The following is a 24,134-nucleotide window of genomic DNA, read 5'->3' on the forward strand; positions in this document are numbered from 1 at the left end:
GCGCTGCAGCCTGTCCCTTCAAGGTTTACCTGGAGGCATCCTGCGGTTTCTGCAACCATTGATCGCCGCAAGCAGGAACCCCAGTGCCAGAAAAGCACCGGGCGGGAGCACCAGCAACAACACCGGTGGCAGCGCCTGCTGCAGGCCCGGAACGCCCAAACCAAACAGGCTGCCGCTGCCCAACAGCTCCCTCGCCGCTCCGAGCAAGACCAGGGCCAGGGTGAATCCCAGCCCCATGCCGGCACCATCGGCCGCGGCTTCCCACACCCGGCGGCGACAGGCAAAGGCCTCCGCGCGACCGAGGATCAGGCAATTGACCACGATCAGCGGAATGAAAATGCCCAAGGCCTGATACAGCGCGAACACATAAGCCTCCATGAGCAACTGTACAATGGAGACAAACGTTGCGATGACGACGATAAAACAGGGTATGCGGATTTTGGAGGGAATAAGGTGGCGCAGCGCCGATACCGCTGCATTGGAACACAACAGCACAAACGTGGTGGCCAGGCCCATCCCCAGACCATTGCCGGCGGTGGTGGTAACTGCAAGGGTCGGGCACATGCCGAGCACCAGTTTGAAAACCGCGTTGTTGCTCCAAATCCCCCTGACGAAAACATCCGCATGGCTCATGGCCGCTCTCCGCTATCCGCGAGAATGACTCCGGCATGGCGACGAAACCGCTCCAGCCCCTCGGCAACCCCTTCCACCACGGCCCGCGAGGAAATTGTGGCGCCGCTGATCTGATCGAAATCGCCACCATCCTTGCGTACCCGCCAGCGATAACCGTTCAATCCCTTGCCGACAAAAAGATCCCGAAATTCCGACGCAACAATGCGGTTTCCCAATCCCGGCGTCTCGTTCTGCTGCAGAATTTCCAGCCCGGTGAGGGTTCCGTCCGGCGCAACGCCAATCATGATGGCGATGGGCCCGGCATATCCCTTATCCGATGTCACTCTGAACGCAACTCCGACAATACGCCCCTGGCGGCGCCCGCGATAATAGACGGTGCGCCGCGCCGATCCATCGGCAAGCGTCACCGAATCCTCATCCGGAGCGTTATCCACCGGCGGCAGCACCGCTCGCAGGGCGGCCAGCTGCTGACCGGCCTGCTGTTTTTCGATCGGTTCGCGGGTACAGCGTTCGGTCACTCCCAGCAACAGGCCGGACAGGGAAGTAATCAGCGTCAGAACCACCACGTAGCGCAAACTCTCCTTCATGGCGTCCCCCATGTTCTGGGGGAGCCGAAAGGACGCGGCACCAGGTAGCGGTCTATAAGAGGTGTTGTGGCGTTCATGAAAAGAATCGAGAAAGCCACGCCTTCGGGATAGCTTCCGAACAGGCGTATCGACAGGGTGAGGAGCCCGCAGCCACACCCGTACAGAAGCATGCCGCGCCCGGTTAAAGGCGACGTCACCAGATCGGTCGCCATGAAACACGCCCCCAGCATCAATCCTCCGGTCAAAAGATGCACGCCTGGATGCGCAAAACGGGTCGGATCGGCCAGCCAGAAAAGGCCGGACAGGATGGTTACCGTGGCAAGGTAACTGACCGGAATATGCCAGCTGATCACGCGGCGCCAGAGCAGATACAGAGCACCGGCCAAAAGCGCCACAAACGAAACCTCCCCCAGGGATCCGGCCATGTTGCCAAGCAGATAGTCGGTCAGCGAACCCCCCGCTCCCGGCGGCAAACGGCCGCTGAGCCATAGGGCGCTTTTCATTTCGCCCAGAGGGGTTGCCGCAGTAACGGCATCGGCCAGCAACCTTCCGGGCTGTGGCGCCGACCAGCGGGTCATCAACGAGGGGAAGGAAACAAGCAGAACCACGCGGGCAACCAGCGCAGGATTGAAAAGATTGTGCCCCAGGCCGCCAAACACCTGCTTGCCGACCGCAATGGCAACCAGTGAACCCAGCAGTGCCAGCCACCAGGGACTTGACGGCGGCAGATTAAAAGCCACCAGCAACCCGGTCAGGGCGGCACTGCCATCCCGGAACGAAGGCTGTTTTCCGGAGGCCTTTTGCCACAGAACCTCCACGATCACCGCCGTGACCACGCAGATGGACAAGGTCCGCAATGCCGGCAGGCCGAACAGGTAGACGGCAACGCCGCACGCCGGCAGCAAGGCCAGAAGAACCGATGCCATCATGCCCTCGGTGGTCAGGCCGCAATGCTGGTGCGGAGAAGGTGAAACGATCAGCAAATGTTCCCGGTTATCCATGGGATCAGCTTCTCCTGCGCCGGGCCAGAATCGCTCCTTTGGCATACCGGATCGACTGCACCAGGGGGATGCGGGCCGGACAGGCGTAAGAACAGCTGCCGCATTCGATGCAGTTGCGTGCCGCAAAGCGTTCCGCCAGCGCCAGTTCGTCCCGGCGAGCGTAATCGGCGATATAGGTCGGCAGCAGATGCATGGGGCAGACCGCGACACAGCGACCACAGCGTACACAGGGACCGGGCTGCCCGTCCACCAGGTCCTCCCGGCGAAACGCCAGCACGCCGCTGGTACCGCGCAGCACCGGCACGGCAAGGCTGTGCTGGGCGGCACCCATCATCGGGCCACCCATGATAACCTTGGCCGGCGCATCCCGCAGCCCGCAATACGCCAGCAGATGCGCGACAGGCGTGCCGATGAGCGTCCGCAGGTTCCGCGGTTTCTCGACGCAACCGCCAGCAACCGTCACCATGCGTTCGATAAGAGGCCGCCCCCTGGTAACCGCATCGGTCAGAGCGGCCACGGTACCGACGTTCTGCACCAGAACCCCCACATCCATGGGCAGCCCCCGCGCCGGCACGCGTCGCCCGGTGATGGCATAAATCAGCTGCCGTTCCGCGCCCTGCGGATAGCGGGCAGGCAGCACAGCCAGCTTGATGCCACGCTGGCGACAGCGGGAAGCCAGCCGTTGGGCCGTATCCGGCTGGTTGTCCTCCAATCCGATCCAGAGATGCCTGGCGTTCAGAATTTTCTGCAACACCTCCACCCCGGTCAGGACTTTTTCCAGCTGTTCCAGCAGCGTGCGGCGATCGGCCGTCAGCCAGGGCTCGCACTCCGCGGCATTGACGATCACCGTGTCGATCGGTTTGCCTTCGGGGGGATCCAGCTTGACATGGGTGGGAAACGCTGCTCCGCCCATGCCGACCACACCGGCCTCCCGGATACGCTCGAGCATCGCCTCCACGGTCAGAACATGAAACCCCTGACCAAGATATTCCTCGCCCCAGGCATCGTCGCCATCCGGTTGCAAAACCACCGCGAGCAGTTGTGCCCCGCAAGGATGGGGGCGCGGTTCCACCGCTGTGACAAGCCCCGAGGTGGGGGCATGTACCGGTACCGAAACAAAACCGTTGGCACGGCCGATCGTTTGCCCCCGCGTCACCCTCTGACCGGCAAGGACGCAGACACTGGCGGGAGAGCCAACATGCTGCGCCAGCGGAATCACCAGTTCATCGGGCAACGGACAGGTTTCACTGGGGATATCGGCGGTCGCCGATTTATGCGATAGCGGATGGATACCGCCTGGAAAACCCCGCGCCATCAGAGCACCTGCTCCGGCGAAACATTGCCAGCGGCGGGCGTGCCGGCAATCTCCCGAATACAATGAGTGGGACAACGCCGCGCAGCCGCGGCCAGCGTGACGGCGTCTTCCTTTCCGTAACGGACCACCGCCAGGAAATCCTCCATCATGAAACAGCCGGGCGCCGTTTTGAGACATAGTCGGCAGCCGATACACCCCGCCTCGCAATACGTTTTGACCTTGCCACCGGGGTCATGGCTGTTGCACAGGACGTGCACCGTGGCCTCGGCCGGAGCGAGAGTCAGCACTTGCCGCGGGCAGACAGACACACAAAGACCGCATCCGGTACAGCGGCCGCGGTCTACCGCAGCCAGGCCACGATCATCGATGAACAGGGCATCAAAAGGACAAATTTCCACGCAACTGCCCAGCCCCAGGCAGCCGGCAGGGCATAACTTTGGCCCCTGGGCAAGCTTCTGCGCGGCGCGGCAATCGTGCAATCCCCGATAATCGTACTTGGGCCGCGCCTGCTGCCGCCCTCCCTGACAGCGAACCACGGCCACCTGCGACTGGCGGGGAGTCGTCGCAATATTCAGAATCGCGCCGATGCGTACCAGCGTTTCCGTTCCACCCGGCCGGCACAGATCGGGAGCCGCTGTGCCCGCAAGCAAGGCACGGGCATAGGCATCGCACCCGGGATAACCACAGGCCCCGCAATTGGAGCCGGCCAGCACTTCCAGCAAGGCCGTATGGCGGGGATCGGTTCGCACCGAAAAACGCCGGGAGGCGGTGGCCAGCAGCAAGGCGGCAAGGCAGCCAAGACCTCCGAGAACGACCGTCGCGGCAATCATATCCGCACCGCTTTCAAGCCTGCACCATCCCTGCAAATCCCATGAATGCCAGCGCCAGCAGGCCGGCCGTGATCAGCTCGATGGGCGTACCGCGAAACGCCGCCGGGACCGGGCACAAAACCAGACGTTCCCGAAGCCCGGCATACAGCGCCAGGGCAAGCGTAAAACCGGCGGCCGCGCCAAAGGCGAACACCAGGCTCTGCACGAAACTGTAATTTTCCTGAATGTTGAGAACCGCCAGGCCCAGAACCGCGCAATTGGTGGTAATCAGCGGTAAAAAGATACCGAGCGCCTGATACAGGACCGGCGACGACTTGCGCACGATCATTTCCACCATCTGCACCAGGGTGGCGATAACCAGGACAAAGGCGATGGTCTGCAGATAACCCAGGTCGCATGGCGCCAGCACCAGGTAGTGCAGCAACCAGGTGCACGCGCTCGCCGCCACCATCACGAAGGTAACAGCCATGCCCATGCCAAGCGCGGTTTCCAGCTTGCGGGACACGCCGAGAAAAGGACACAGTCCCAAAAAACGCGCCAGGACGAAATTGTTGACGAAAACCGCTCCGAAAAGTATCAGAAGAAGGTCTTTCATGAGGCTCCTCCAGCCGGCGGATGGTCCGCCCGGGCCAGGAAAGCTTACCGCAGCCCCGGATTCAAGGCAATTTCTAATTCCTGCTCGCAAGCCAGCTGCAAAAGATCCGTCCTTGACAGGCTTTTAAACGCGTGATAGTCAAAACGCGAAGATGCGTCTGTGGTTTATCGTTTTTTTCTACAGAAAAGGTTTGCCATGCCCTGCTCCCGATCCCTTGAACTCTTCCAACGGGCGAACCGGGTCATTCCCGGCGGTGTCAACAGCCCGGTTCGTGCTTTCAAAGCCGTCGGCCGCCATCCTTTGTTCATCGACAGGGCAGAAGGCAGCACCCTGATCGATGCCGACGGCAACAGGTATATCGACTATGTCGGCTCCTGGGGGCCGATGATAGCCGGACACAGCCACCCCAAAATCGTCGAGGCGATCCGCAAGGCGGCCGGACGCGGCACCTCCTACGGTGCCCCCACCGCCCTGGAGATCGATCTGGCCGAACAGGTCTGCGCCGCGTTCCCCAATATGGAACAGGTGCGCATGGTTTCATCCGGCACCGAAGCGGCCATGAGCGCCATCCGCCTGGCGCGCGGCTTTACCGCCCGCAACAAGATTCTGAAGTTCGAGGGATGTTATCACGGCCACGCCGACAGCCTGCTGGTGGAAGCCGGCAGCGGCGTGGCTACCTTCGGCATACCGGCCTCGCCGGGGGTGCCGGCGGATTTCGCCCGCCATACCCTGACCGCGCCTTTCAACGACCTCGACCGGGTCAAGGCCCTCGTGGAGGAGCACAAGGCCGACCTGGCGGCCATTATTCTGGAACCGATCGCCGGCAACATGGGCTGCGTTCCACCGCAGCCGGGCTTTTTGAGCGGGCTGCGCGATTTGTGCGACCGGCACGGCATGCTGCTGATTGTCGACGAAGTGATGACCGGGTTTCGGGTCGCCTACGGCGGCGCTCAGCAACTTTACGGGGTGAAGGGTGATCTGGTATGCCTGGGCAAGATCATCGGCGGAGGGATGCCGGTGGGAGCTTTCGGAGGACGCCGCGATATCATGCGGCAACTGGCACCGGAAGGCGGTGTTTACCAGGCTGGCACCCTGTCGGGAAACCCCCTGGCCATGAGCGCCGGCCTCGCCGCCCTGGCACTGCTGCGTGAAGAAGGTGTTTACGAGCAACTGGAAGAACGCAGCGCCTGCCTGGCCGAAGGACTGCGGCAGGCAGCGACAGCGGCCGGTGTACCGGCCTGCCTGCAGCGGGTCGGCAGCATGTTCTGCTGTTATTTCCAGGCCGGCCCGGTGCGCTCCTTTGCCGATGCCAGAGCCAGCGACACCAGGGTTTTTGCAACCTTTTTCGGAAACATGCTGGATAACGGCGTGAACCTGGCGCCATCCCAGTTCGAAGCAGGGTTCGTGAGCCTGGCGCATACCCCCGAAGACATCGATCGCACCATCGAAGCCGCACATCGATCGCTGCAAGGGGCCTGATTCCTCACGGGGGCGCATCCGGTTGGTAATCCCGTGCGCCCCCGGTTTTATGCACCAGCCTCGGCACTCAAACCTCACTCACTTTTCAACACTTCGAGGATCTCGACCTGCGCCGCCTGCCAGGCCGGATAGGCCCCCGCAACAAGCCCCAGCAGCGCCGAACCGGCCAATGCCAGCAACACCAGAGACGGCTCGAGGACATAAGGCAGTCCGCCGATCCGGCAGACCAGCAGCACCAGTCCCAATGCGAGCCCAACGCCTGAAAGACCGCCGGCCATCGCCATCATGGCCGCCTCCAGCAAAAACTGGCCCACGATATCACGCCGCCGGGCGCCCACCGCCCGTCTTACGCCGATTTCCAGTCGCCGGGCGCGAACCAGCAGCACCATGATGGATAGAATGCCGAGACCGCCAACGGTAAACGATACCGAGGAGCTGATAAGACCGAGGGTACCGACCAGGTTCAGGGCCTGCTGCTGGACCTCCATGGTGTCCTTTGCGGTCAGGACGGAAAAATCGTCCTCTTCTCCGGGGCCGATGCGATGGTTGCGCCGCAGAATTTCGGCGGCGGATTGTTTGGCCGCGGAAATATCGGCTTCGTCGCCAAGCTGCAGATACACCCCGCTGAGCCAGGTCTGGTTGCTCATGCGGCGCAGATAGGTGTCCATCGGCACAAATACCTGTTCGTCCTGATCGGCACCCGCGATATCGGCGCCTTTGGGTTGCATCACCCCCACCACCCGCAGCATCGCCCGATGAAAAAATACCGGTTGTCCGAGGGCGGCCCGCGACCTGCCGAACAGGCGCCTGGCAATACTGGCCCCCAGCACGCAAACCCTGGCACGGCGGTTTTCGTCGGCGGCGGAAAGAAAACGCCCGACTTCGGGCACGGCGTTGCGCACCCACCGATAGTCGGGCCAGGTGGCCACCAGCTGGCAGTTGATGCTCAGGTTGCCCGAGCGTATCGGCAGGGTGACGCTGACAAACGGTGCCGACTTGCGCACCGCGGGCAGCGCCCGGGCCAGATCCCGGGCATCCTGCAGCGTAAAGGTGGTCGCTTCATGGCGCACTCTGCCCGATCGGCCGGGCCGAAAGGCGAGCTGACCGGTGCGGGCCATGAACAGATTGCTGCCGAGCTTGGCGGTTTCCTGCTCGGCCTTGAGCAGCATGGCGCGGGAGATGTGCTGCACACCGGTCAGGGCCAGGGCGCCAAGCATCACGCCGAGCATGGCCAGAAGGGTCCGCAGACGATGGGCACGTAGTGATGCCAGTGCAATTTTAATGCTAAGCAGCATGCCCTTGCTCCACGCCGTCTATGCTCAGCCGTTGCCTTTGAGGGCATCGATGGGCGACAGGGATGCCGCGCGCCGCGCCGGCTTGAGACCGAACAGCAAACCGATGACCAGTGAGGCAGTCAGCGAAAAACCGAAAACTTTCCAGGAAAACAGGATTTGCAGGATTTCCAGCCGCGCCAGCAACTGCCCCATGGCCATGCCCAACCCCATGCCGAACAGCGCGCCAATCGATGTCAGGATCACCGCCTCCAGAAGAATCTGCGTCAATATCGCCCAGCGCGGTGCCCCAAGCGCCATTTTCAGTCCGATTTCCGAGCGGCGCTCATCGACACCGAGATAAAACAGATTGGCCAGCACAAAACCCCCGACCACCATGGCCACCAGGGCGGTCACACCGAGAAACAGCACCAGCCCCCCCTTGAATGTCGACAGAAATTTCAGAATCTCGTCGGCGGTAAGGATGCTGAAATCGTCCATTTCTTCCGGCCGCAGGCCGTGCAGATGGCGCAACAGGCTGCGCATATTGGCGACATGCCGCGGCATGGATTCCGGGTGATGGAATTTGACGCGCAGGGCGCGAAAGTATTTGCGGTCCAGGTTGAAACGCCGGGTCAGGGTGGTAATGGGGATGATGATACGGTCGTCGATGGCCCCGCCGCCACCCACCACGCCGCGATAACTCAACCGGCCGACAATCTGCAGAGGGAACCGATCCATCAGTACGGTACGACCGATCGGCGATTCGTCGCCGAACAGTTCACGGGCGATCGTATCGCCGATCAGGCCGACTCTGGCGCCCTGCCGCAGATCATCCCTGGTCAGGTCCCGCCCCTCCGTCAGCGGCCAGTCCCAGGCCCGGGCGTAACTTTCCGTGGTACCGACCACCACGGGAACCTGGGTGACGCGCCCGCCGTAACGGACCTGCACATTGCTTTTGGCGCGCATGGGGACCACCAGGTAGACCCCCGGCAAAGACCGTCTCAGCGCCGCCGCATCCTCGTAGGAAAGGGTCAGGGTGCGCTGACCCACGGCCCGACTTTCGATATTGCCGCCCAGCACCAGCGCAGCGTCGGGGCCGAACACCCGCACCATCTCGTTGGCCTTGCGCTCGGCACCATCGACAGCGGCCACAATGACAGTCAAAGAAGCGATACCGAGGGCCACCCCCGCTATCACGAACAGGCTGCGGACCCTGGCCGCGCGCAAGGCATGCCACGCCATGCCTGCGCATCGCCAGGCAACAGTCAATATTTCAGCCAGCCTGGACATGTCCATCACTCAGCACGATCTGCCGTCCGGCGTAGCCGGCCGTGGCGGCGTCGTGAGTGACAAGCACCACGGTGCGCCCCTGGGCGTGGATCGACTGCAGCAAGGCCATGATTTCCGTGCTGGTGGTGGAGTCGAGCTGGCCGGTCGGCTCGTCCGCCAGCACCACCTGGGGATCGTTGAGCAGCGCACGGGCCATGGCGACCCGCTGCTGCTGACCGCCGGAAAGTTGTCCCGGGCGGAAATGCATGCGTTCCTCAAGTCCGACCTGGCACAACAGCCGCTCCGCTTGCTGTCGCAGGCGCCGTGCCGGGGTGGTGCCGTAAAGTCCCGGCAGCATGACGTTGTCGAGGGCGGAAATGTAGGGGATCAGATAAAAGGTCTGAAAGATGAAGCCGAACAGTCTGTTGCGCAGCTCGCTGAGACGATCGTCGGGCAGCCCGGCGACGTCCTCGCCCTGCAGATAATATTGGCCGCCGGAAGGGCGATCCAGCAGCCCGAGGATATGCATCAGTGTCGATTTGCCCGAACCGGAAGCACCACGCAAAGCCACAAACTCGCCGGGGTCGATGGCAAGGCTGACGCCTTTGAGCACTTCGACACTCAGATCGCCCAGCATGAACGTCTTCTCGATGGCATGCAACCGGATGACAGGCTGCGGATCGCTCATGGCCCGCCTCCCCGTTTGCCGTCAGCGGCGCCAAGCACCACCTGGGTCGCCACCAGATCGCCTTCCTGCAGCCCCCCGAGAAGCTCACTCTCCTGCAGACCGGTGAGACCAAGCCTGGGCGAGACTTCCCGCACGCTACCGTCGGGCTGTACATGAAACACCACCTGGCGGGAATCGACCCATTTCAGGGCGGTGTTGGGCAACCGCAGAACCTGGTCTTTTTCCGCCACCACGATCTGTACCTGGGTCGTCATTTCCGGACGCAGCCAGGCGGCTTCCGTTTTGGAAACAGCCACCAGGGCTTTGTAATAAACGATGTTTTCGCGGATTTCCGGCTCGGGATAAACCGCCTGTATGGTCCCGCGAAACACTTTGTCGGGGTAGGCATCGACACTGAACTCGGCGGTCTGTCCAAGCTTGACATGACCGATATCCGTCTCGTCGACATAGATCCACATCTCGAGCCGGGAGGTATCGAGCACCGTAATCAGGTTGGCGACCTGCAGCCCGGCAACGATGGTTTCACCCTCCTGAGCGGTCACCTGGCTGACCACGCCATCGATGGGACTGTGGATATCCGTATAGGAAAGACGCACTTGAAGAGCTTCGAGATTGGCCCGGGTAACCCGCACCGCCAGTTCCGCCCGGCGCAGGTTCTCCTCGAATTCCCGCTGCAGCCGCTCCAGGGCCGTGCGGCGCGCGGACTCACGACCTGTTTCGACTTCGGCCAGCTGGCGGACCTTTTCCAGTTCGTCCCGGGAAACCACTCCCTCCGCCGCCAAAGCCTCGACACGCCGGTAGTTGCTGCGCAGATATTCAGCCTGGGCCCGGGAAAGCGCCAGCTCGGCGCGGGCTTCCTCGATATGCAACGGGTCGACACGCTGCACCCGCCGCAGCTCGGCCTCGTCGGCCTGCAAACGGGCGCGGGCCTCGGCGACCTGGGAACGGATCTCGCGACTGTCAATGCGGGCCACCAGCTGCCCTTTGATTACCGGATCCCCGACCTGCACCAGCATCTTTTCGATGGTGCCGGTGGCGCGCGCGCCGATTTTGACAATAGCACCGACCTGGGCCTTGACGATGCCGGTCTGCTCCAGCACCTGCCTGACTTTTCCGCGATCGACCGCCATCGTTTCCAGAACCTCGACCGGCGCTTTCGGCCGGCGCAGATGCCAGAGAGCGAAACCTGCCGCCAGCATCAGGATGACAAACAGCGGAATCAGGATTTTTTTCATCGGTACCCCTTTGTTGCCAATCATTGTCGGCCCGTTGCAGCAGGTTACGCTTTGATTTTCGAAGCGCCTGGAAACAAGCTTCCAGCCACCCGTGGCCAGGGCTTTTGTTTGCTTTTTTTAAAAAATTGTGCTAGCAAAACCCCATCCATAGCTCTGCGGAAAAGCAGAGTTCCGTCGGTCGTACCGCTCGACACCCCTGCAGCCGCCGTGTTGCCGTTGTTATTGCTTGCCTCGCCACCAGGGGCTAAAAGGAGGCTTTTTTCATGTCACGACGCTGGATCATGACCCTGGCCCTGTTGTTGCTGTGGGCCCTCCCCGCTGCCGCCGCGCCGAGTCCCGCTATCCCCCTCGACAGCTGGATTTACCCTGCCCTGGACAAACTGGCGGGGATGAGCCTGGTCGACACCGCCCTGCAGGGAGACCGCCCCTTCAGCAGAGCCGAAGCCGCCCGCCAGACCATCGAGGTCATCGAAGCCGGTCGGGACAGGATTCTGCCCCCCGTTGCCCGGGAACTGGTGGCCCGTCTTAAAACCGAATTTCGCCAGGAAATTCAGGAACAACGCAATGGACCGGGAAAAGCCGGCAGCTATTTCAAACCGATCCGCGAAATGCAATTTGACTATGTGTTGCGGGATGGCGCCGATTCCTTGTATCCCGGCACCAACGCCCGGCAATTTTCGCTGATCACCAACCATGATGGTCTCGATTACAGTGAAAACCACAACCTTGAAGTCACCCTTGCCGGTGATGCGCGACTGGGACGCTGGCTGCTGGCCGAATGGCGTCCGCTACTGCGAGCCCAGGAAGATGGCAACACCGGCATCCGTCTGCGTGGCGGCAGCCTGACCCTGGGTCTGGGCCCGGTCGACCTGTCCGTTGGCCGTCAATCCCTGTGGTGGGGGCAAGGCCGCAACGGCTCTCTGGTGCTCACCAACAACGCCGATCCGTTGGACATGATCCGGCTCACCAACCCCACGCCGGTGATCCTGCCCTGGGTTTTCAAATACCTGGGACCGTTCCGCTTCGACCTGTTTGTGGCGCGTCTCGATGACGACCGCGTCGTGGAGGAGCCGTATTTCGGGGGCATGCGCCTTGGACTCAAGCCGACCTCCTGGCTGGAACTGGGCCTGTGCCGCACCGTCATGTTCGGCGGCAAGGGGCGGCCGGGCATCGACTTTGACGACTTTCTGACCATTATCGGCGGCGAAAATCTCAGTGGCGACGAGGACACCAGCAATTCGGTAGCCGCCATCGATGCGCGGGTCAAGCTGCCGTTTTTATGGAATGCCGAACTGTACGGCGAACTCGGCGGCGAGGACCAGGCCGACTTTGCCGGGTTTATTCCGTTCTTCTCCAAAAAAGCCTATCTGGCCGGGCTCTATCTGCCCCAGATCGAACCCAGCGGACGTTTGAGCCTGCGCCTGGAGTATGCCGACACCAGCCTCGACAGCAATATCTGGTACCGCCACGGCCTCTACACCTCCGGCTACACCTACCAGCAAAAGATCATGGGGCATGCCATGGGCGGCACCGCCGAGGATTATTTCGCCGAACTGGAGGCTTATTTCCCCCTCGGTCTGAGGCTGGCGTTCAACTTTGATCACCAGAAACGTTCCGCCGGTATCGGCACGGCGGAAAAACATTTCAGGCCAGGGCTGGCCATGGAGTGGCACTGCTCGCCAAAACTTACCCTGCGCTTCGACTATGCATTCGACCGGGTGGAAAATTTCGGTTTCGAAAACGGCAGGAACCGCAACCTGCACATGGCCAATGCCGGCATCGACTGGAACTGGTGACGGCAGCCGTCAACCTCTCCGCGGCTCTGCAGGCGGTTTTTCAACCGCCTGCGGAGCTCAGGTCGGGAAAGTACGGGACAAAAGTGAAACGGCCCCATCAAAAGGGGTCATCCTCTCCGATACGCCGCTTCCGGTCACTGAACCAGCCCAGCAAAGCCTGCACCTTGCCCCAGAACCACTCCCGCAGCCTTTTGCGCCAGGAACGCATCACCCAGTCTTCCAGCCGGATTTCCACACTGCGACCGAAATCGGTTTCCAGTAATGCAGCTGCCTGCGTGCTCAGAGAGGCATCCACGGCCTCCTGGTTGGCCTCGAGGTTCCAGCGATAATTCCAGGCATCCGCATTGCAGGAGCCGAAGCTGACCCAATCATCACACATCAACATCTTGTAATGGGTAAACCGTGGCTGGTATTCAAAAATCCTGACGCCGGACTTCAGCAGGCGGTGATAGTAGCGCCGGCCCATGTACCAGACGGCCGGATGATCGTTCAGGGCACCGGGCAACAGCAGCCGCACATCCCTGCCCTCGCGGGCACTGCGGCGCAGGCACTGACGCAACTTCCAGGACGGCACGAAATAGGCCGTCGCCATCCAGACCCGGCTGCGCGCGCGGCGTATCTGACGCACATAGGACCGGATGATTTCAGAACGGCCCTTGATGCCCCTCTGCAGGGTAACCCGGCCCCGGCCGCCCTCATCCTGGGCCCAGGAACCGCCGGGCACCTCGGAAAGCGGGCTTTGCGCCCAGCGGTTCCAGGTGCGGGCAAAAAGCGCCTGCCAGTCGCCCAGGCAGGGGCCGCGAATTTCCAGCATCGCCTCGTGCCACCAGGATCCGGAAGCCACACCGGGATCGAAAGCATCCGTCAAGCCGGTGCCGCCGGTGAAACCGACCTCGCCATCGACAAGCAGCAGTTTGCGATGATCGCGAAACAGGTTGCTGCGCCAGCGGAAAAAACCCAACGGGTTGTAAAAAGCCAGTTCCACGCCGGCATCAGTGAGCCGTTTGCGGTCACTGCGGCGCAACCCCAGAGCGCCGTAAGCATCGAGCAGCACGCAGACCCGCACACCGCGCCGGGCGGCAGCCTGCAATCGCTCCACGAAACGGTCAACAACCTTGCCCGATTCGCAAAGGTACATTTCCAGCAGCACATACCGACGCGCGGCGGCGATGCTGTCCTGCATCACGGGGAAGAAACGGTCGCCGTCGACCAGCAGACGAAAGCGGTTGCCGACACGCCATGCAAACCGGTATTTGCCACGGGATATTTTCATCATTTGGCTGCTTCGCAACGGATGAACACCTTTTCCGGGTTGTGTTTTTGTTGCGTTTTGGCCCCCACCCGAAACGGGTCCGGCGCCGGTATCGGGGCGAAACCGATGTGCAAAAGCGCGTTTCCGGTGTAAAGCCACTCATCGCATAACCGGCAGTGGACTTTAAAAGCATACCCGAAATTGGTGGCCGATAGCGCTTTCCGGCAAAAACGCCGACGGCAAAAAGCCAGCCTCAATGGCTAGAAGGCACTGATAAACAGCAGGTTCATCGCACCGATGATGCCGCCCAACAGCGCGCCGAACAGGTTGATATATTTGAACTGCTCCTGCATGATGCCGAGCAGCAGGCCTTCCACCGCCAGAATATCGAGACTGTTGATCTTGTCTTCGACCATGCGGCGGACATTCAGGGAATCAACCAGTGGCGGCACTTCCCTGCAGAGCATTTCACCCAGTTGCGCGGTCAATCCGTCTTCGAGTTCCAGCCGCACTTCGCTCGACATGCGCGCCGAGAGGCGCCCCAGGGGACGCTGGAAAACCAGGGTCTCGACCAGGTTCGCCAACTCCCTGTCGACCGCCTGCCGCGCCGCCGGCGAACACAGCCCGTGCAGCAGCCGCTCGTGCAGGGCGCGCCGGGCCACAGGCAGGCCGCCCGGCGGGAGCATATCGGCCAGCAATTGCCCCAGGGGGCGCTGCCGCAGGGGGTCGAGCAACCGATCGACGAGCGTCTCCACCGCCTTGCCGGCGGTATCGCTACGCAGAGCGACGACAACACGGGCCCGCACGAAACGCCGCAGACGGGCGATGCGACCGCAGGACATGCCGGCCAGTAATGTGGCCGGGGACTTTTCCAGAAGCAATTCCAGACGCTCCCGAACCACCTCGACAACCCGCCTGCGGTTCTGTTCCTCCGCCAGACAACATTCAATTTCCTGCGCCGCCCGGTCGAGCAGACCCGGCAGGTATCTGGCGATCTTGTCAGGGGTAAGAAAGGCCGATACCAGGCCACCCATCATGCCAAGGGAAGCGGTGAATTCTGCGAGGGCTTCGCTGGCCCGCTCGGCGATGCGTTGACGAACTTCCGTATCCTGCAGCAGGGTCAGCAGCCGCTCCACCAGGGCGGGCAGCTCTTCCTCGATCCATTGCCGCGCCCCCTCCAACAGTTCCCGTGGCACGAATTCACGCAACGGACGGTCCGATTCGAGCAGCTTTTGCAGTTGTTCGTCGACCAGCTGGCCGGCCTGCCGAGCGACCTTTTCCGATTGCAGCCAGCCCGCCGCCTTGCGGCGCAGATGGCGCTCAAGGGCGGCGCGCTGCAGGGCACCGAGCATATGGGCCGGCTCCTTGGCCAGCAGGTCTTCTTCCTTTTCTTGCAGCCAGGTTTCCAGGCGAACCCTGAAAGGCTGACTTTCCAGGTATTCAAACAGCGCCCTGAGCGCCTTCCAGCGCAGGGTCTGCGTCAATTCCCGAAAACGCTCCTTGAACTTGTCCGGCACCAGCTCCGCCAGCGGACCGAGGTCCCTGTCGAGCAAAGCGCCGAGCTTGCCGGCGACCGCCTGGCGCAGCTCGCCCTGGAAGCCTGGCTTTTGCAACGCCCCGGCCACCTCTTCGGCGGTCACCAGATGACTGCCGACCATGTCGCCGATGCGCTGCGCCAGTTCCTGCCGCCTGGAGGGGATGATGCCGGGGGTCAAAGGCACGCGCAGTCCGAAAATCCGCCAGGCCCGCAAGGGCCTGAAAAGCATCCGGATGGCGATATAATTGGTAACGTAACCGATCATGGCCCCCAGCAGGGGTGGCGCCAGATAGGGCAGACTTTGAATAATCATTTCAGACATGAACACCTCGCGCTGCATCAGGAACGATCCGGCAGTTATCATAACGGCAACACATTGCCCGCGCAAGCGGTTCAAATCGTTTGATTTGCTATAATATTCAGGGGCTGGCTCCCAAGACAAAAAACCCGGACAAAGACAGATGACCAGAATACGAATGGCGATGTTTCAATGACGAGGGAAAAACCTATGACGGCACCCGTTTCTCCAGCGGAAAGCAAACTCGAGATCCGCGAAATGACCATTGATGATCTATCCGAGGTGTTTCACATCGGCGAGGAAGTCTTTACCGCCGAGTTTTCGCCGACCTTGTATCGCACCTGGGACGAGTATGAAATCACCACCCTGTTCAACTCGGACAGTGAACTGTGCCTGGTCGCTGAACTCAACGAAACAATTGTCGGCTTCGCCCTCGGCACAACGGTGGAAAAACAGCGAGGGCCCTGGAAGTACGGCTACCTGGTGTGGCTTGGAGTGCGACCGAAGGTGCAGAAAGCCCATATCGGCCGCGAGCTGTTCCGGGAGTTGCGGCGCCGCATGCGGGAGCAGGGCGTGCGCATGATCATCGTCGACACCGCTGCCGACAATGAAGCAGCTCTCGGCTTTTTCCGCAAACAGGGCTTCGGCAACCCGCGCGAGCATGTCTACCTCAGTCTCAACCTGACACGCTCGCGCAGAAAATAGGAGCGTCATGCTGAACCGTTGGGAACCATTGCGCGGGCGCCTGTGCCGCGACCGGCTGCACCGTATGCTGTGGGAGATGGTGGAGATCTATTCTCCCTCGGGCAAGGAGGAGGATATTCAATGCTATCTCGAAGGGATATTGCAAAGCGCGGGGCTCGAGGTACACCGGGATTGTCTCGACGAAACCCGCTTCAACCTGCGCTGTATCATGGGACAGGGTGAACCCGATTTCTACCTGGTCGGGCATGTCGACACGGTGGCCGATTTTGAATTGCAGGAACGGGGCCCCCGACAGCAGGGCGGTATTCTCTGCGGGCTCGGCAGCGCCGACATGAAAGCCGGGTGCGCGGCCATGATTGAATCCTTTCTGACCCTGGCGGAACACCTGCCGCCCGAGCAGCGTCCTTCGGTGGGACTGCTGCTGGCAGTGGGTGAAGAAGAGGACGGCGCCGGCAGCCTGGCGTTTCTCGCCAACCACCGGCCCGCCTGGGTGGTGATCGGAGAACCAACCGGTCTGCAGGCCTGCTTTTCACATTATGGCTACCTTGAAGTAGTGCTGACCACCAGCGGGCGCCGCAGTCACACTTCCCTGCCGGAACACGGGCACAACGCCATCGAGTCGATGCTGCAGGTGCTTTTGCACCTGGGCCGCGCACCTTTGCTGCGCAGACCTGACGGGGGGCTCGTCTATTCCATCCGTGAAATGAACTCGTCCCGGGCCGGCTTCGTGGTTCCCGACCGTTGCGAAGCCCTGATCGATCTGCACCTGCCCCCCTCCCTCGATCTCGAAAAAACCGTAACCACGCTGCGCCGCCGCCTGGCCAGCGCCAGCCGACATATCCATGGGCTGGAACTGGAGGTGGATATCCCCTGGGCGAACCGCGGTTACGATCTCGGCACCGACCACTGGCCGGGTCACACACTGCCCGGCATATATTCCCGTCTGGAACGGCCGCTGGCATTCACGGCTTTCCGTTCCCATTCGGACGGCAATCTTTTCTTTGAAAAAGGCTGCCATCCCCTGCTGCTGGGACCTGGCGCCCTGGAAACCGCCCACACCTGGAGCGAACAGGTTTCCCTGGAAGAACTCGACCTGGCTGCCGCCATCTATCTTGGCTTGTGCCTGGCCGCGCCGCCACCCCGGCAAACCCGATGGCTCGCTACGGAAGATAGTGGCGATCCGGAGCGTTCGGAGATACGCCCCGTCATCGATTAGGCCGTGCCCTTTTCCGCCGTTTTGGAAAGCGGGCCGGCCAGGGCCGGTCAGCTGTCTATTTCGATCAGGGAATCGTCACCGATATTCATGCGGCGCGGCGAACCGGACAGCTTCACGGCATTGCCGAGAATGCTGAAACGCAGGTTGGCATCCCGGACATGGCAATCAGCATTGATGATCGAATCGCGGATGATGCTGGCCTCGACAACCGTACCGGTGGCCAGAGAGACGTAGGGGCCGATTATGCTGCCTTTCACCTTGACCCCCTCGGCAATGTAAACCGGTGGAATAACAACTGTATCCACCAGTTCCCCCCGGCAGCTGTGACGTTGCTCCAGCAGATAACGGTTGGTCTCGAGCAGCGTCTCCGGCTTGCCGCAGTCCAGCCAGGCGTCGATTTCCGGGGCGCGGAAACGCAGTCCGTCCCTGATCATGCGCATGAATACCGCCGGCAGGTAAAATTCGCCTTTGACCGTGTCGCCGGCCTGGATGGCCTGATCGAGATAGCGCATGAACCCCGACGCATCCCTGAGATAATAAAGTCCGACCTGGGCCAGACGTGAAATCGGCGTGTCCGGTTTTTCCACCATGTCGACAATAATGCCGTCGCGGATCACGTTGACGCCGAAACGCTGATAATCCTCGACTTCCTTGGAGAAAATAAGGCCGTCGCAATCGGCGCACAAATCGAGGATGCGACCCAGATCGGTAACAAAAATAGTGTCATTGAACACCACCAGGACGTCATCGCCGGGGACAATACGTGGCGCCGCCAGGGAAACGGCATGCGCCGGACCGAGACGATCTTTCTGCACGATGTAGCTGCATTTCAGATCGGGAAAACAGCGCTTCATGAAGGCTTCGATCTGCTGGCCGTTTTCATCGGTGATGAAAATCAGCTCCTCGGCGGCCAGCACCTTGAGGCGTTCGATGATATGTTCGAGGACCGTTTTGCCCGCCACCTGCACCAGGGATTTGGCGCGGGTGTGGGTGTGGGGACGCAGCCGCGTGCCCTTGCCCGCCACCGGCAGGATGATTTTCATGCCAACCTCCGTAATATGAAGTCTTGTCAGAAGCGGACCCTTTCCGGTAGCATGAGCCCGCCGTCGTGCAAGACTATAACCGCAATGACCCGTCCGGGCAAGTTTCCGGTACCGCCGTATCGCTTACCACACGAGGAATTCGCATGAAGGATCATCTCATCCGCGTCGCCACCAAAGATGGTACCCTGCGCGCCACTGCCGCGGTGACCACTGGCCTGGTCGAAGCCATCTGCCGCCGGCAGGGCACCGACCCAACCGCCACCGTCGCTTTGGGAAGGCTGGTCACCGGCGCGGCGCTCATGGGCAGCCTGCTCAAAAACGACCAGCGCCTGGCACTGATGGTAGAGGGCAACGGCCCGCTGCAGAGGCTGCATGCCGAGACCGACGCTCTCGGACAGGTGCGCGGCTCGGTGAAGGTACCGGTATCCGGCATTGCCCCGACGGATAAAGGTTTCGACGTGCCGGCCGCTGTCGGGCGCGCCGGGTTCCTGCATGTTATCAAGGACCTCGGTCTCAAGGAACCCTATCGGGGTATGGTTCAGCTCTACAGCAGTGAAATCGCCGAAGACCTCGCCTATTATTTGACCTCCTCCGAACAGGTGCCATCCACCGTCGCCCTCGGAGTGTATCTGGAGAGCGCCGGCCGCGTCTCCGCAGCCGGCGGTTTGATAGTACAGGCCATGCCCGAAGGAGAAGAGGCCCTCATCGCCCTGCTTGAAAAACGACTGGTGGCGCTGCCGCCGATCACGGCCCTGCTGCGCGAAGGCAAGGGCCCCCGGCAGATCCTTGAAGAGCTGTTCGCCGATATTCCCCTCGGCCGCACCGAAGAAACGCCGCTGGTTTTTCGTTGCACCTGCAGCCGTGGCCAGGTGCTCGGCATGCTCAAGACTCTGGGGAGGAAAGAATTGCAGGAAATGGCCGCCAGGCAGGAAGAAACCGAAGTCGTATGCGAATTCTGCAAGGAGCGCTACCGTTTCAGCTCCGAAGAAATACAATCCCTGATGGCCTGACCGGCCCTACCGAGATCCCATGAGCCCAAGGCCTCTGAATCCTGACATCTTTCTGCAACAGGCAGCGCAATACCCGGTATTCGACGTTCGCTGCCCATCCGAGTACGCCAGGGGGCATATCCCCGGGGCGCACAATCTGCCGCTTTTTTCCGACGAGGAGCGCCATGAAATCGGTATCCTCTACAAACAGCAGGGGCGAACATGCGCCTTCATGCGCGGGCTGGAGATTGTCGGGCCCCTGCTGGCCGAATATATCGTCCGGGTCCGAAGCCACACCGATAGCCGGCATATCCTGATTCACTGCTGGCGCGGGGGCATGCGCAGCGAGTCCCTTTCCTGGCTACTGGACAAAGCCGGGTTCCGGGTAGGACTGCTCAAAGGCGGGTACAAGGCCTACCGGAAATACGTCATGACGGGATTCGAAACCCCGTTGCGCCTGCTGGTGCTCGGCGGCATGACCGGCAGCGGCAAGACAGAAATCCTGCACAACCTGCAACGCCGCCGCCAGCAGATCCTCGATCTCGAAGGACTGGCCCACCACAAGGGATCCGCTTTCGGCGCGGTGGACAACATTGCACAGCCCACCACCGAGCAATTCGAGAACGATCTTTTTGACGCCATGCGGGTCCTCGATCCCGGGCAAACCATCTGGATCGAAGACGAAAGCCGCAAAATCGGCCATGTCAGCGTCCCCGAGGGCCTTTTCCGGCAGATGCGCGAAGCCCTGGTGATGCGTATCCAGGTGTCCCGCCAAGCCCGCGTGACGCGCCTGTGCAGCGACTACGGCGCGGTGTCTCCCGAAAAACTGGGCAACGCAGTACGGGCCATCAGCAAACGCCTCGGCGGCGAGCGCACCCGCATCGCCCTGGAAGCGATCGCCGCCGGCGACTACGCCACAGCCACCCACGCACTGCTGGATTATTACGACAAGACCTACCAGTTCGGCCTGTCCAAACGCCATCCCGATTCCATCATCGATCTCGACCATGCCTCCGACTCTCCCTGTGCCATCGCCGGAGCGTTGGTTGAAAAAGCCGCAAAAATCAGCCGCAATCCTTAAACGGTCCGGATATCATATGCTGGTTGACGCCCACGCCCACATCGACTGGTACACCGACGCCTTGCCCGAGGCCCTCGAACAGATCGAACGGCATCGCATCCTGACCATGGCGGTTGCCATGGATGTGCCGGCATATCTGAAAACCAGGGAGATTGCAGAAGCCTGCCCCTATATCGTCCCGGCCTTCGGCATTCATCCCTGGGAGGCCAGTCGGTATGCCGATCGTCTGCATGATCTTGATCCTTACCTGAACGAGACCCCCATGATCGGTGAGGCGGGCCTCGATTTTCGTTACGTGAAGGACGAACGCCTCTATCCGGACCAGCTCGAGGTTTTCGAATACCAATGCGCCTGGGCGCAGCGTCATGCCAAATCGATGAACCTGCACACGCGGGGCGCCGAAACCGAGGTGCTGGAGATGATCCGCCGTTACCGGATCGTTACGCCGGTCATCCACTGGTACGGCGGACCGGTCGAACTGATCGAGGAATACCTGGCGGCGGGCTGTTATTTTACAGTTGGCGTCGATATTCTCAACCCGCGTATCGCGCACAGTATCGCCGAACGGCTGCCGCTGAGCCGCATCCTTCTGGAGACGGACAATCCCGACGGCTACCGCTGGCAGGCCGGGCAGATCGGCATGCCCGATCTGCTCGTGGCCATCCTGGAGAAAGTGGCCGCGATCAGAGGAATGAGCGCCGCAAAACTCGAAGATATTCTCTGGCAGAACTGGCGGGATCTCGGCATCAAGGCAAAACCATGGCGACCTTGACCGATGTTGGTTCCCGGTGTTTTGCACGTCTCGATTTTGTGGTATAGTTTTACCAAGCTGAACGATAAAGGATTTCTTCAAGGCAAAAGGAGGAAGATGGTATGACGATCTCTGATCCGCCGGGCCAGATGGAGAGGTTTTTATCAATCTGATCGTTGAAATTTCACGGATTACGCAAAGCGGGTAATCCGAGACAGTTTCCCACGACGGGAAATCACAAAGAAGCAGAGCAATGCAAAGCGCCCCGAAGAAGGTTTTCGGGGCGCTTTCATTGGTGGCCTTGTTATCCAACGCCCGCCACGCTTGCCCGGAAACGCCGCCAAGCACCTGTCTGCAGGCAAGCTTCAGGGAAAAACCTTTTACCCTCCGGCAAAGATTGCTAAAATCCCCGACATCTTACCCTGCCGCATGGAGGCCCCATGGTCCGAAGGTCTTTGCTTGCCATCACATTTGTATCCTTGCTGTCCGTTTTTATCCTTGCCGGCATCGCCCGCGGCGATGATGCGACTCTGCAAAAAAGCATCCAGGCCCTGGAAGCGCGCATCGCGGCCTATGTGCCGGACAATTATTACCGGGATGATGCTTTCGGCCTGATCGTGGTCAAACAGGCCATCATCAGTTTGAAAGCAGGCTCGGGGGGCATAGGCGCCTGCCTGGTCGACGGCAGGACCGGAGAATTGGTCGAAACCGGGCGCAACCGGCAATACCGCCCCCACTTTCGAAGCGACATGCATGCCGAAATGGACCTGCTGAACCGTTACGAGGACCGGGTGCAAAAAAAGGGCGGCGCCAATTCCACCAATGATCCGCGCCAATGCGGCGACCTGATCCTGTTTACCTCCACGGAACCTTGCCCCATGTGCCTGACGCGAATCATCAATTCAGGCATTCAGCGCATGTACTACATCAATCCCGATCCGGATGGCGGCATGGCGCATCGCATGGAACAGCTGCCACGGTTCTGGCGGGAGTTTGCCGCCAATCGCGACTTTCGCCAGGCCGAATGTTCGCCAGAGCTGCAGCAGATCGCCCGGGACCTGTTCCGGCACTCGGTGCGCTCCTTTGCAAAATCCGGCAAACATTGACCAGTGCAACAAAGTACAGGGGTTGTCCTTTTCCCCGAGGAAAGAGACAACCCCTGTAGCGTAACAGAATCAGCGAGCAGAGCGAACCGCTACAACCCGAGAGCTCGCCGCGCCCTTTTTGATGATTCAGTACAGATAGCTGAACCGCAGCCAGGCACTGTGCATGGTGGTCTCATCGCCGAACTCGCCACCATAGGCCAGTTCGGAGGCCAGCTGATTTTTCCGCAAACGCAGCGAAGCGGAAACCGTGCCAGTCACTTCGTCCTGATCTGCCCTGACCGTCACCGGCCCGCTGCCCGCGATCGACTGGTGGGCGTCGATTTCATCGTCGGTAATCAAAAAACGCAGCCCGGCAGCCAGCGAGGGGGTGACCTCCACGTCCCCGGCCTGCAGGGTGGTCAGCCAGCGCAGCGACGCCAGGGCGCTGAGCTGATGCTCGTCGATGGCATCACTGCGAATATCCCAGGCGTCGTCATCGGCATCGGTAGTGAAGCTTTCACGGTGCAGCCACAGGTATTCCAGTCCGGCTTCCGGTAACAGCAGTTGGGCCCCGTGCCTGAAAACACGTCCGGCCAGCAGCGTGGTCCGCAAACCGCAGCTGTCGTAATCGGCGCTTTCACGCTGTTCCAGGCCGACCCCGGTCAGCCCGTCATAGTCGTGCCAGCCATAAAATCCGGTGAGTTGACCGCGCCAGGTCCAGTTGTTCCGGCTCCCCATCAGATGCAGGCCGGCACTCAGAACTTCCTGGTCTTCCTGGTTGCGGCTGTAACCGTTGCCGGTAAAATCGAGGCCGGCATGCCCGAACCCGACATGGAACCCGTACAGATTGCCGTTGGCGTGCCGCTCCAGTCCGGTGACAAACCCGACCAGATCGGCGTCGTAGCCGACCGGTGAGGCGTCCTTGTCGACATTGGCGTAATAGGGCGAAAAGAAAAAACCGCTGTTGACGCCAGTAGCATATATCCCTCCGGCATCGCCCGCTACCGTACCGGCGGCAGCGTACAGCCGCGGCACGCCCGCGTCCGCGCGGTGGCGCAGAAAAGTGGTGACGATGCGGTGACCGACCAGGTCGGAGGACAGGGTGAAGGCCTGCCGCAGCAAACCGACGGCTTCCAGTTGCGGCGAAGCGGCGGGACCATAGGCAAGCGAAACGGTATCGTCCACGCTCCCCTCGGTGGCCTGGTCATGATATAGCACCGCGATGGAGGGATTGACGGCGGAAATCGCGCCAAAAGCTCCGGCGACGGCGCCGCTGCCCTCCTCGGTTTCAAAAATTTGATATTCGGTGTTGAACAAGGTTTCACCGCTCAGTGCGGAAACACTCAAGGCAGCACCATTGATATCCAGGGTGGCGCCATCATTCACAAACAGGGAGCCAACGGTCGGGTCACCGTCCAGGGTCATGTGGTAGCTGTCGAGCAAGGTGACGGTACCGGACATGACTAGATCGGAAG

22 protein-coding genes are annotated in these 24,134 nt (G+C 61.2%); 8 read left to right on the forward strand and 14 right to left on the reverse strand.

All coding sequences use genetic code 11. From position 1 onward, the window contains the following. Positions 1–18: 18 nt before the first annotated feature. The 6 genes from AB7E65_RS02595 to rsxA are packed head-to-tail and all read right to left on the reverse strand — an operon-like array spanning position 19 to position 4,961. Positions 19–633 carry an electron transport complex subunit E gene (locus AB7E65_RS02595; protein WP_320361030.1) on the reverse strand — a complete coding sequence of 205 codons (615 nt, stop codon included), beginning with the start codon at positions 631–633 and terminating at the stop codon, positions 19–21. After that, a complete protein-coding gene (locus AB7E65_RS02600) occupies positions 630–1,220 on the reverse strand; it encodes an RnfABCDGE type electron transport complex subunit G (RefSeq protein WP_072502117.1) in 591 nt (196 codons plus the stop codon). The genes AB7E65_RS02595 and AB7E65_RS02600 overlap by 4 nt, the downstream gene beginning before the upstream one ends. Beyond that, positions 1,217–2,221, reverse strand: coding sequence for an RnfABCDGE type electron transport complex subunit D (locus tag AB7E65_RS02605; RefSeq protein WP_072286471.1), 1,005 nt, complete (start codon positions 2,219–2,221; stop codon positions 1,217–1,219). The genes AB7E65_RS02600 and AB7E65_RS02605 overlap by 4 nt, the downstream gene beginning before the upstream one ends. Before the next feature lie 4 nt (positions 2,222–2,225). Continuing rightward, complete coding sequence (gene rsxC, locus AB7E65_RS02610; RefSeq protein ID WP_428745211.1) at positions 2,226–3,536, reverse strand: electron transport complex subunit RsxC; 1,311 nt, start codon at positions 3,534–3,536, stop codon at positions 2,226–2,228. Next, a complete protein-coding gene (locus AB7E65_RS02615) occupies positions 3,536–4,366 on the reverse strand; it encodes an RnfABCDGE type electron transport complex subunit B (protein WP_320361029.1) in 831 nt (276 codons plus the stop codon). Before AB7E65_RS02615 ends, rsxC begins: the two co-directional genes overlap by 1 nt. 13 nt (positions 4,367–4,379) lie before the next feature. Further along, positions 4,380–4,961 (reverse strand): electron transport complex subunit RsxA, encoded by a 582-nt coding sequence (gene rsxA / locus AB7E65_RS02620; protein WP_072286474.1) that lies wholly within the window; start codon positions 4,959–4,961, stop codon positions 4,380–4,382. Positions 4,962–5,156: 195 nt separating this feature from the next. Here rsxA and hemL point away from each other — a divergent pair, with 195 nt between their 5' ends. Continuing rightward, entirely contained in the window at positions 5,157–6,440 is a 1,284-nt protein-coding gene (gene hemL / locus AB7E65_RS02625; protein ID WP_072286475.1) for a glutamate-1-semialdehyde 2,1-aminomutase, read from the forward strand. Between the two features lie 74 nt (positions 6,441–6,514). On the opposite strand, the gene AB7E65_RS02630 is transcribed toward hemL, so the two are convergent. From AB7E65_RS02630 to AB7E65_RS02645, 4 genes are read right to left on the reverse strand one after another with little or no spacing between them, the layout of a single operon-like run. Continuing rightward, entirely contained in the window at positions 6,515–7,735 is a 1,221-nt protein-coding gene (locus AB7E65_RS02630) for an ABC transporter permease (RefSeq protein WP_428745212.1), read from the reverse strand. Between the two features lie 24 nt (positions 7,736–7,759). After that, positions 7,760–8,956: an ABC transporter permease gene (locus tag AB7E65_RS02635; RefSeq protein ID WP_428745213.1), complete on the reverse strand. Its 1,197-nt coding sequence runs from the start codon at positions 8,954–8,956 to the stop codon at positions 7,760–7,762. Positions 8,957–8,987: 31 nt separating this feature from the next. Further along, positions 8,988–9,671, reverse strand: coding sequence for an ABC transporter ATP-binding protein (locus AB7E65_RS02640; protein WP_072286477.1), 684 nt, complete (start codon positions 9,669–9,671; stop codon positions 8,988–8,990). Beyond that, positions 9,668–10,906 carry an efflux RND transporter periplasmic adaptor subunit gene (locus tag AB7E65_RS02645; RefSeq protein WP_320361026.1) on the reverse strand — a complete coding sequence of 413 codons (1,239 nt, stop codon included), beginning with the start codon at positions 10,904–10,906 and terminating at the stop codon, positions 9,668–9,670. Before AB7E65_RS02645 ends, AB7E65_RS02640 begins: the two co-directional genes overlap by 4 nt. 263 nt (positions 10,907–11,169) lie before the next feature. On the opposite strand from AB7E65_RS02645, the gene AB7E65_RS02650 reads away from it, so the two are divergent. Continuing rightward, positions 11,170–12,702: a capsule assembly Wzi family protein gene (locus AB7E65_RS02650; RefSeq protein ID WP_428745214.1), complete on the forward strand. Its 1,533-nt coding sequence runs from the start codon at positions 11,170–11,172 to the stop codon at positions 12,700–12,702. Between the two features lie 97 nt (positions 12,703–12,799). Here the strand turns inward: AB7E65_RS02650 and AB7E65_RS02655 are convergent, their stop codons facing one another. Together AB7E65_RS02655 and AB7E65_RS02660 are read right to left on the reverse strand one after the other, a co-directional pair. Beyond that, on the reverse strand, positions 12,800–13,978 hold the full coding sequence (locus AB7E65_RS02655) for a phospholipase D-like domain-containing protein (RefSeq protein ID WP_235605478.1): 1,179 nt from the start codon (positions 13,976–13,978) through the stop codon (positions 12,800–12,802). 236 nt (positions 13,979–14,214) lie between these two features. Beyond that, positions 14,215–15,813 carry a DUF445 family protein gene (locus AB7E65_RS02660; protein ID WP_158513989.1) on the reverse strand — a complete coding sequence of 533 codons (1,599 nt, stop codon included), beginning with the start codon at positions 15,811–15,813 and terminating at the stop codon, positions 14,215–14,217. A 186-nt stretch (positions 15,814–15,999) separates the two neighbouring features. On the opposite strand from AB7E65_RS02660, the gene AB7E65_RS02665 reads away from it, so the two are divergent. Together AB7E65_RS02665 and AB7E65_RS02670 are read left to right on the forward strand one after the other, a co-directional pair. Further along, positions 16,000–16,494: a GNAT family N-acetyltransferase gene (locus AB7E65_RS02665; RefSeq protein ID WP_072286481.1), complete on the forward strand. Its 495-nt coding sequence runs from the start codon at positions 16,000–16,002 to the stop codon at positions 16,492–16,494. 7 nt (positions 16,495–16,501) lie between these two features. Beyond that, positions 16,502–17,710 carry a M20 family metallopeptidase gene (locus AB7E65_RS02670; protein WP_428745215.1) on the forward strand — a complete coding sequence of 403 codons (1,209 nt, stop codon included), beginning with the start codon at positions 16,502–16,504 and terminating at the stop codon, positions 17,708–17,710. Between the two features lie 47 nt (positions 17,711–17,757). Here AB7E65_RS02670 and AB7E65_RS02675 read toward each other — a convergent pair whose 3' ends face one another. Then, complete coding sequence (locus tag AB7E65_RS02675; RefSeq protein WP_072286482.1) at positions 17,758–18,753, reverse strand: sugar phosphate nucleotidyltransferase; 996 nt, start codon at positions 18,751–18,753, stop codon at positions 17,758–17,760. Positions 18,754–18,896: 143 nt separating this feature from the next. On the opposite strand from AB7E65_RS02675, the gene hslO reads away from it, so the two are divergent. The 4 genes from hslO (at position 18,897) to AB7E65_RS02695 (ending at position 22,680) form a co-directional block, all read left to right on the forward strand. After that, positions 18,897–19,763 (forward strand): Hsp33 family molecular chaperone HslO, encoded by an 867-nt coding sequence (gene hslO, locus AB7E65_RS02680; protein WP_072286483.1) that lies wholly within the window; start codon positions 18,897–18,899, stop codon positions 19,761–19,763. A gap of 19 nt (positions 19,764–19,782) precedes the next feature. Continuing rightward, positions 19,783–20,823, forward strand: coding sequence for a tRNA 2-selenouridine(34) synthase MnmH (gene mnmH, locus AB7E65_RS02685; protein WP_428745216.1), 1,041 nt, complete (start codon positions 19,783–19,785; stop codon positions 20,821–20,823). A 16-nt stretch (positions 20,824–20,839) separates the two neighbouring features. Beyond that, entirely contained in the window at positions 20,840–21,595 is a 756-nt protein-coding gene (locus tag AB7E65_RS02690) for a TatD family hydrolase (RefSeq protein WP_428745217.1), read from the forward strand. Between the two features lie 419 nt (positions 21,596–22,014). Beyond that, positions 22,015–22,680: a nucleoside deaminase gene (locus AB7E65_RS02695; RefSeq protein ID WP_072286486.1), complete on the forward strand. Its 666-nt coding sequence runs from the start codon at positions 22,015–22,017 to the stop codon at positions 22,678–22,680. Positions 22,681–22,806: 126 nt separating this feature from the next. Here AB7E65_RS02695 and AB7E65_RS02700 read toward each other — a convergent pair. Continuing rightward, positions 22,807–24,134: autotransporter outer membrane beta-barrel domain-containing protein (locus tag AB7E65_RS02700; protein WP_428745218.1), on the reverse strand; the 1,328-nt coding region annotated here is incomplete at its 5' end.

Source organism: Syntrophotalea sp. (genome assembly GCF_050253115.1).
GTDB lineage: Bacteria > Desulfobacterota > Desulfuromonadia > Desulfuromonadales > Syntrophotaleaceae > Syntrophotalea > Syntrophotalea acetylenica.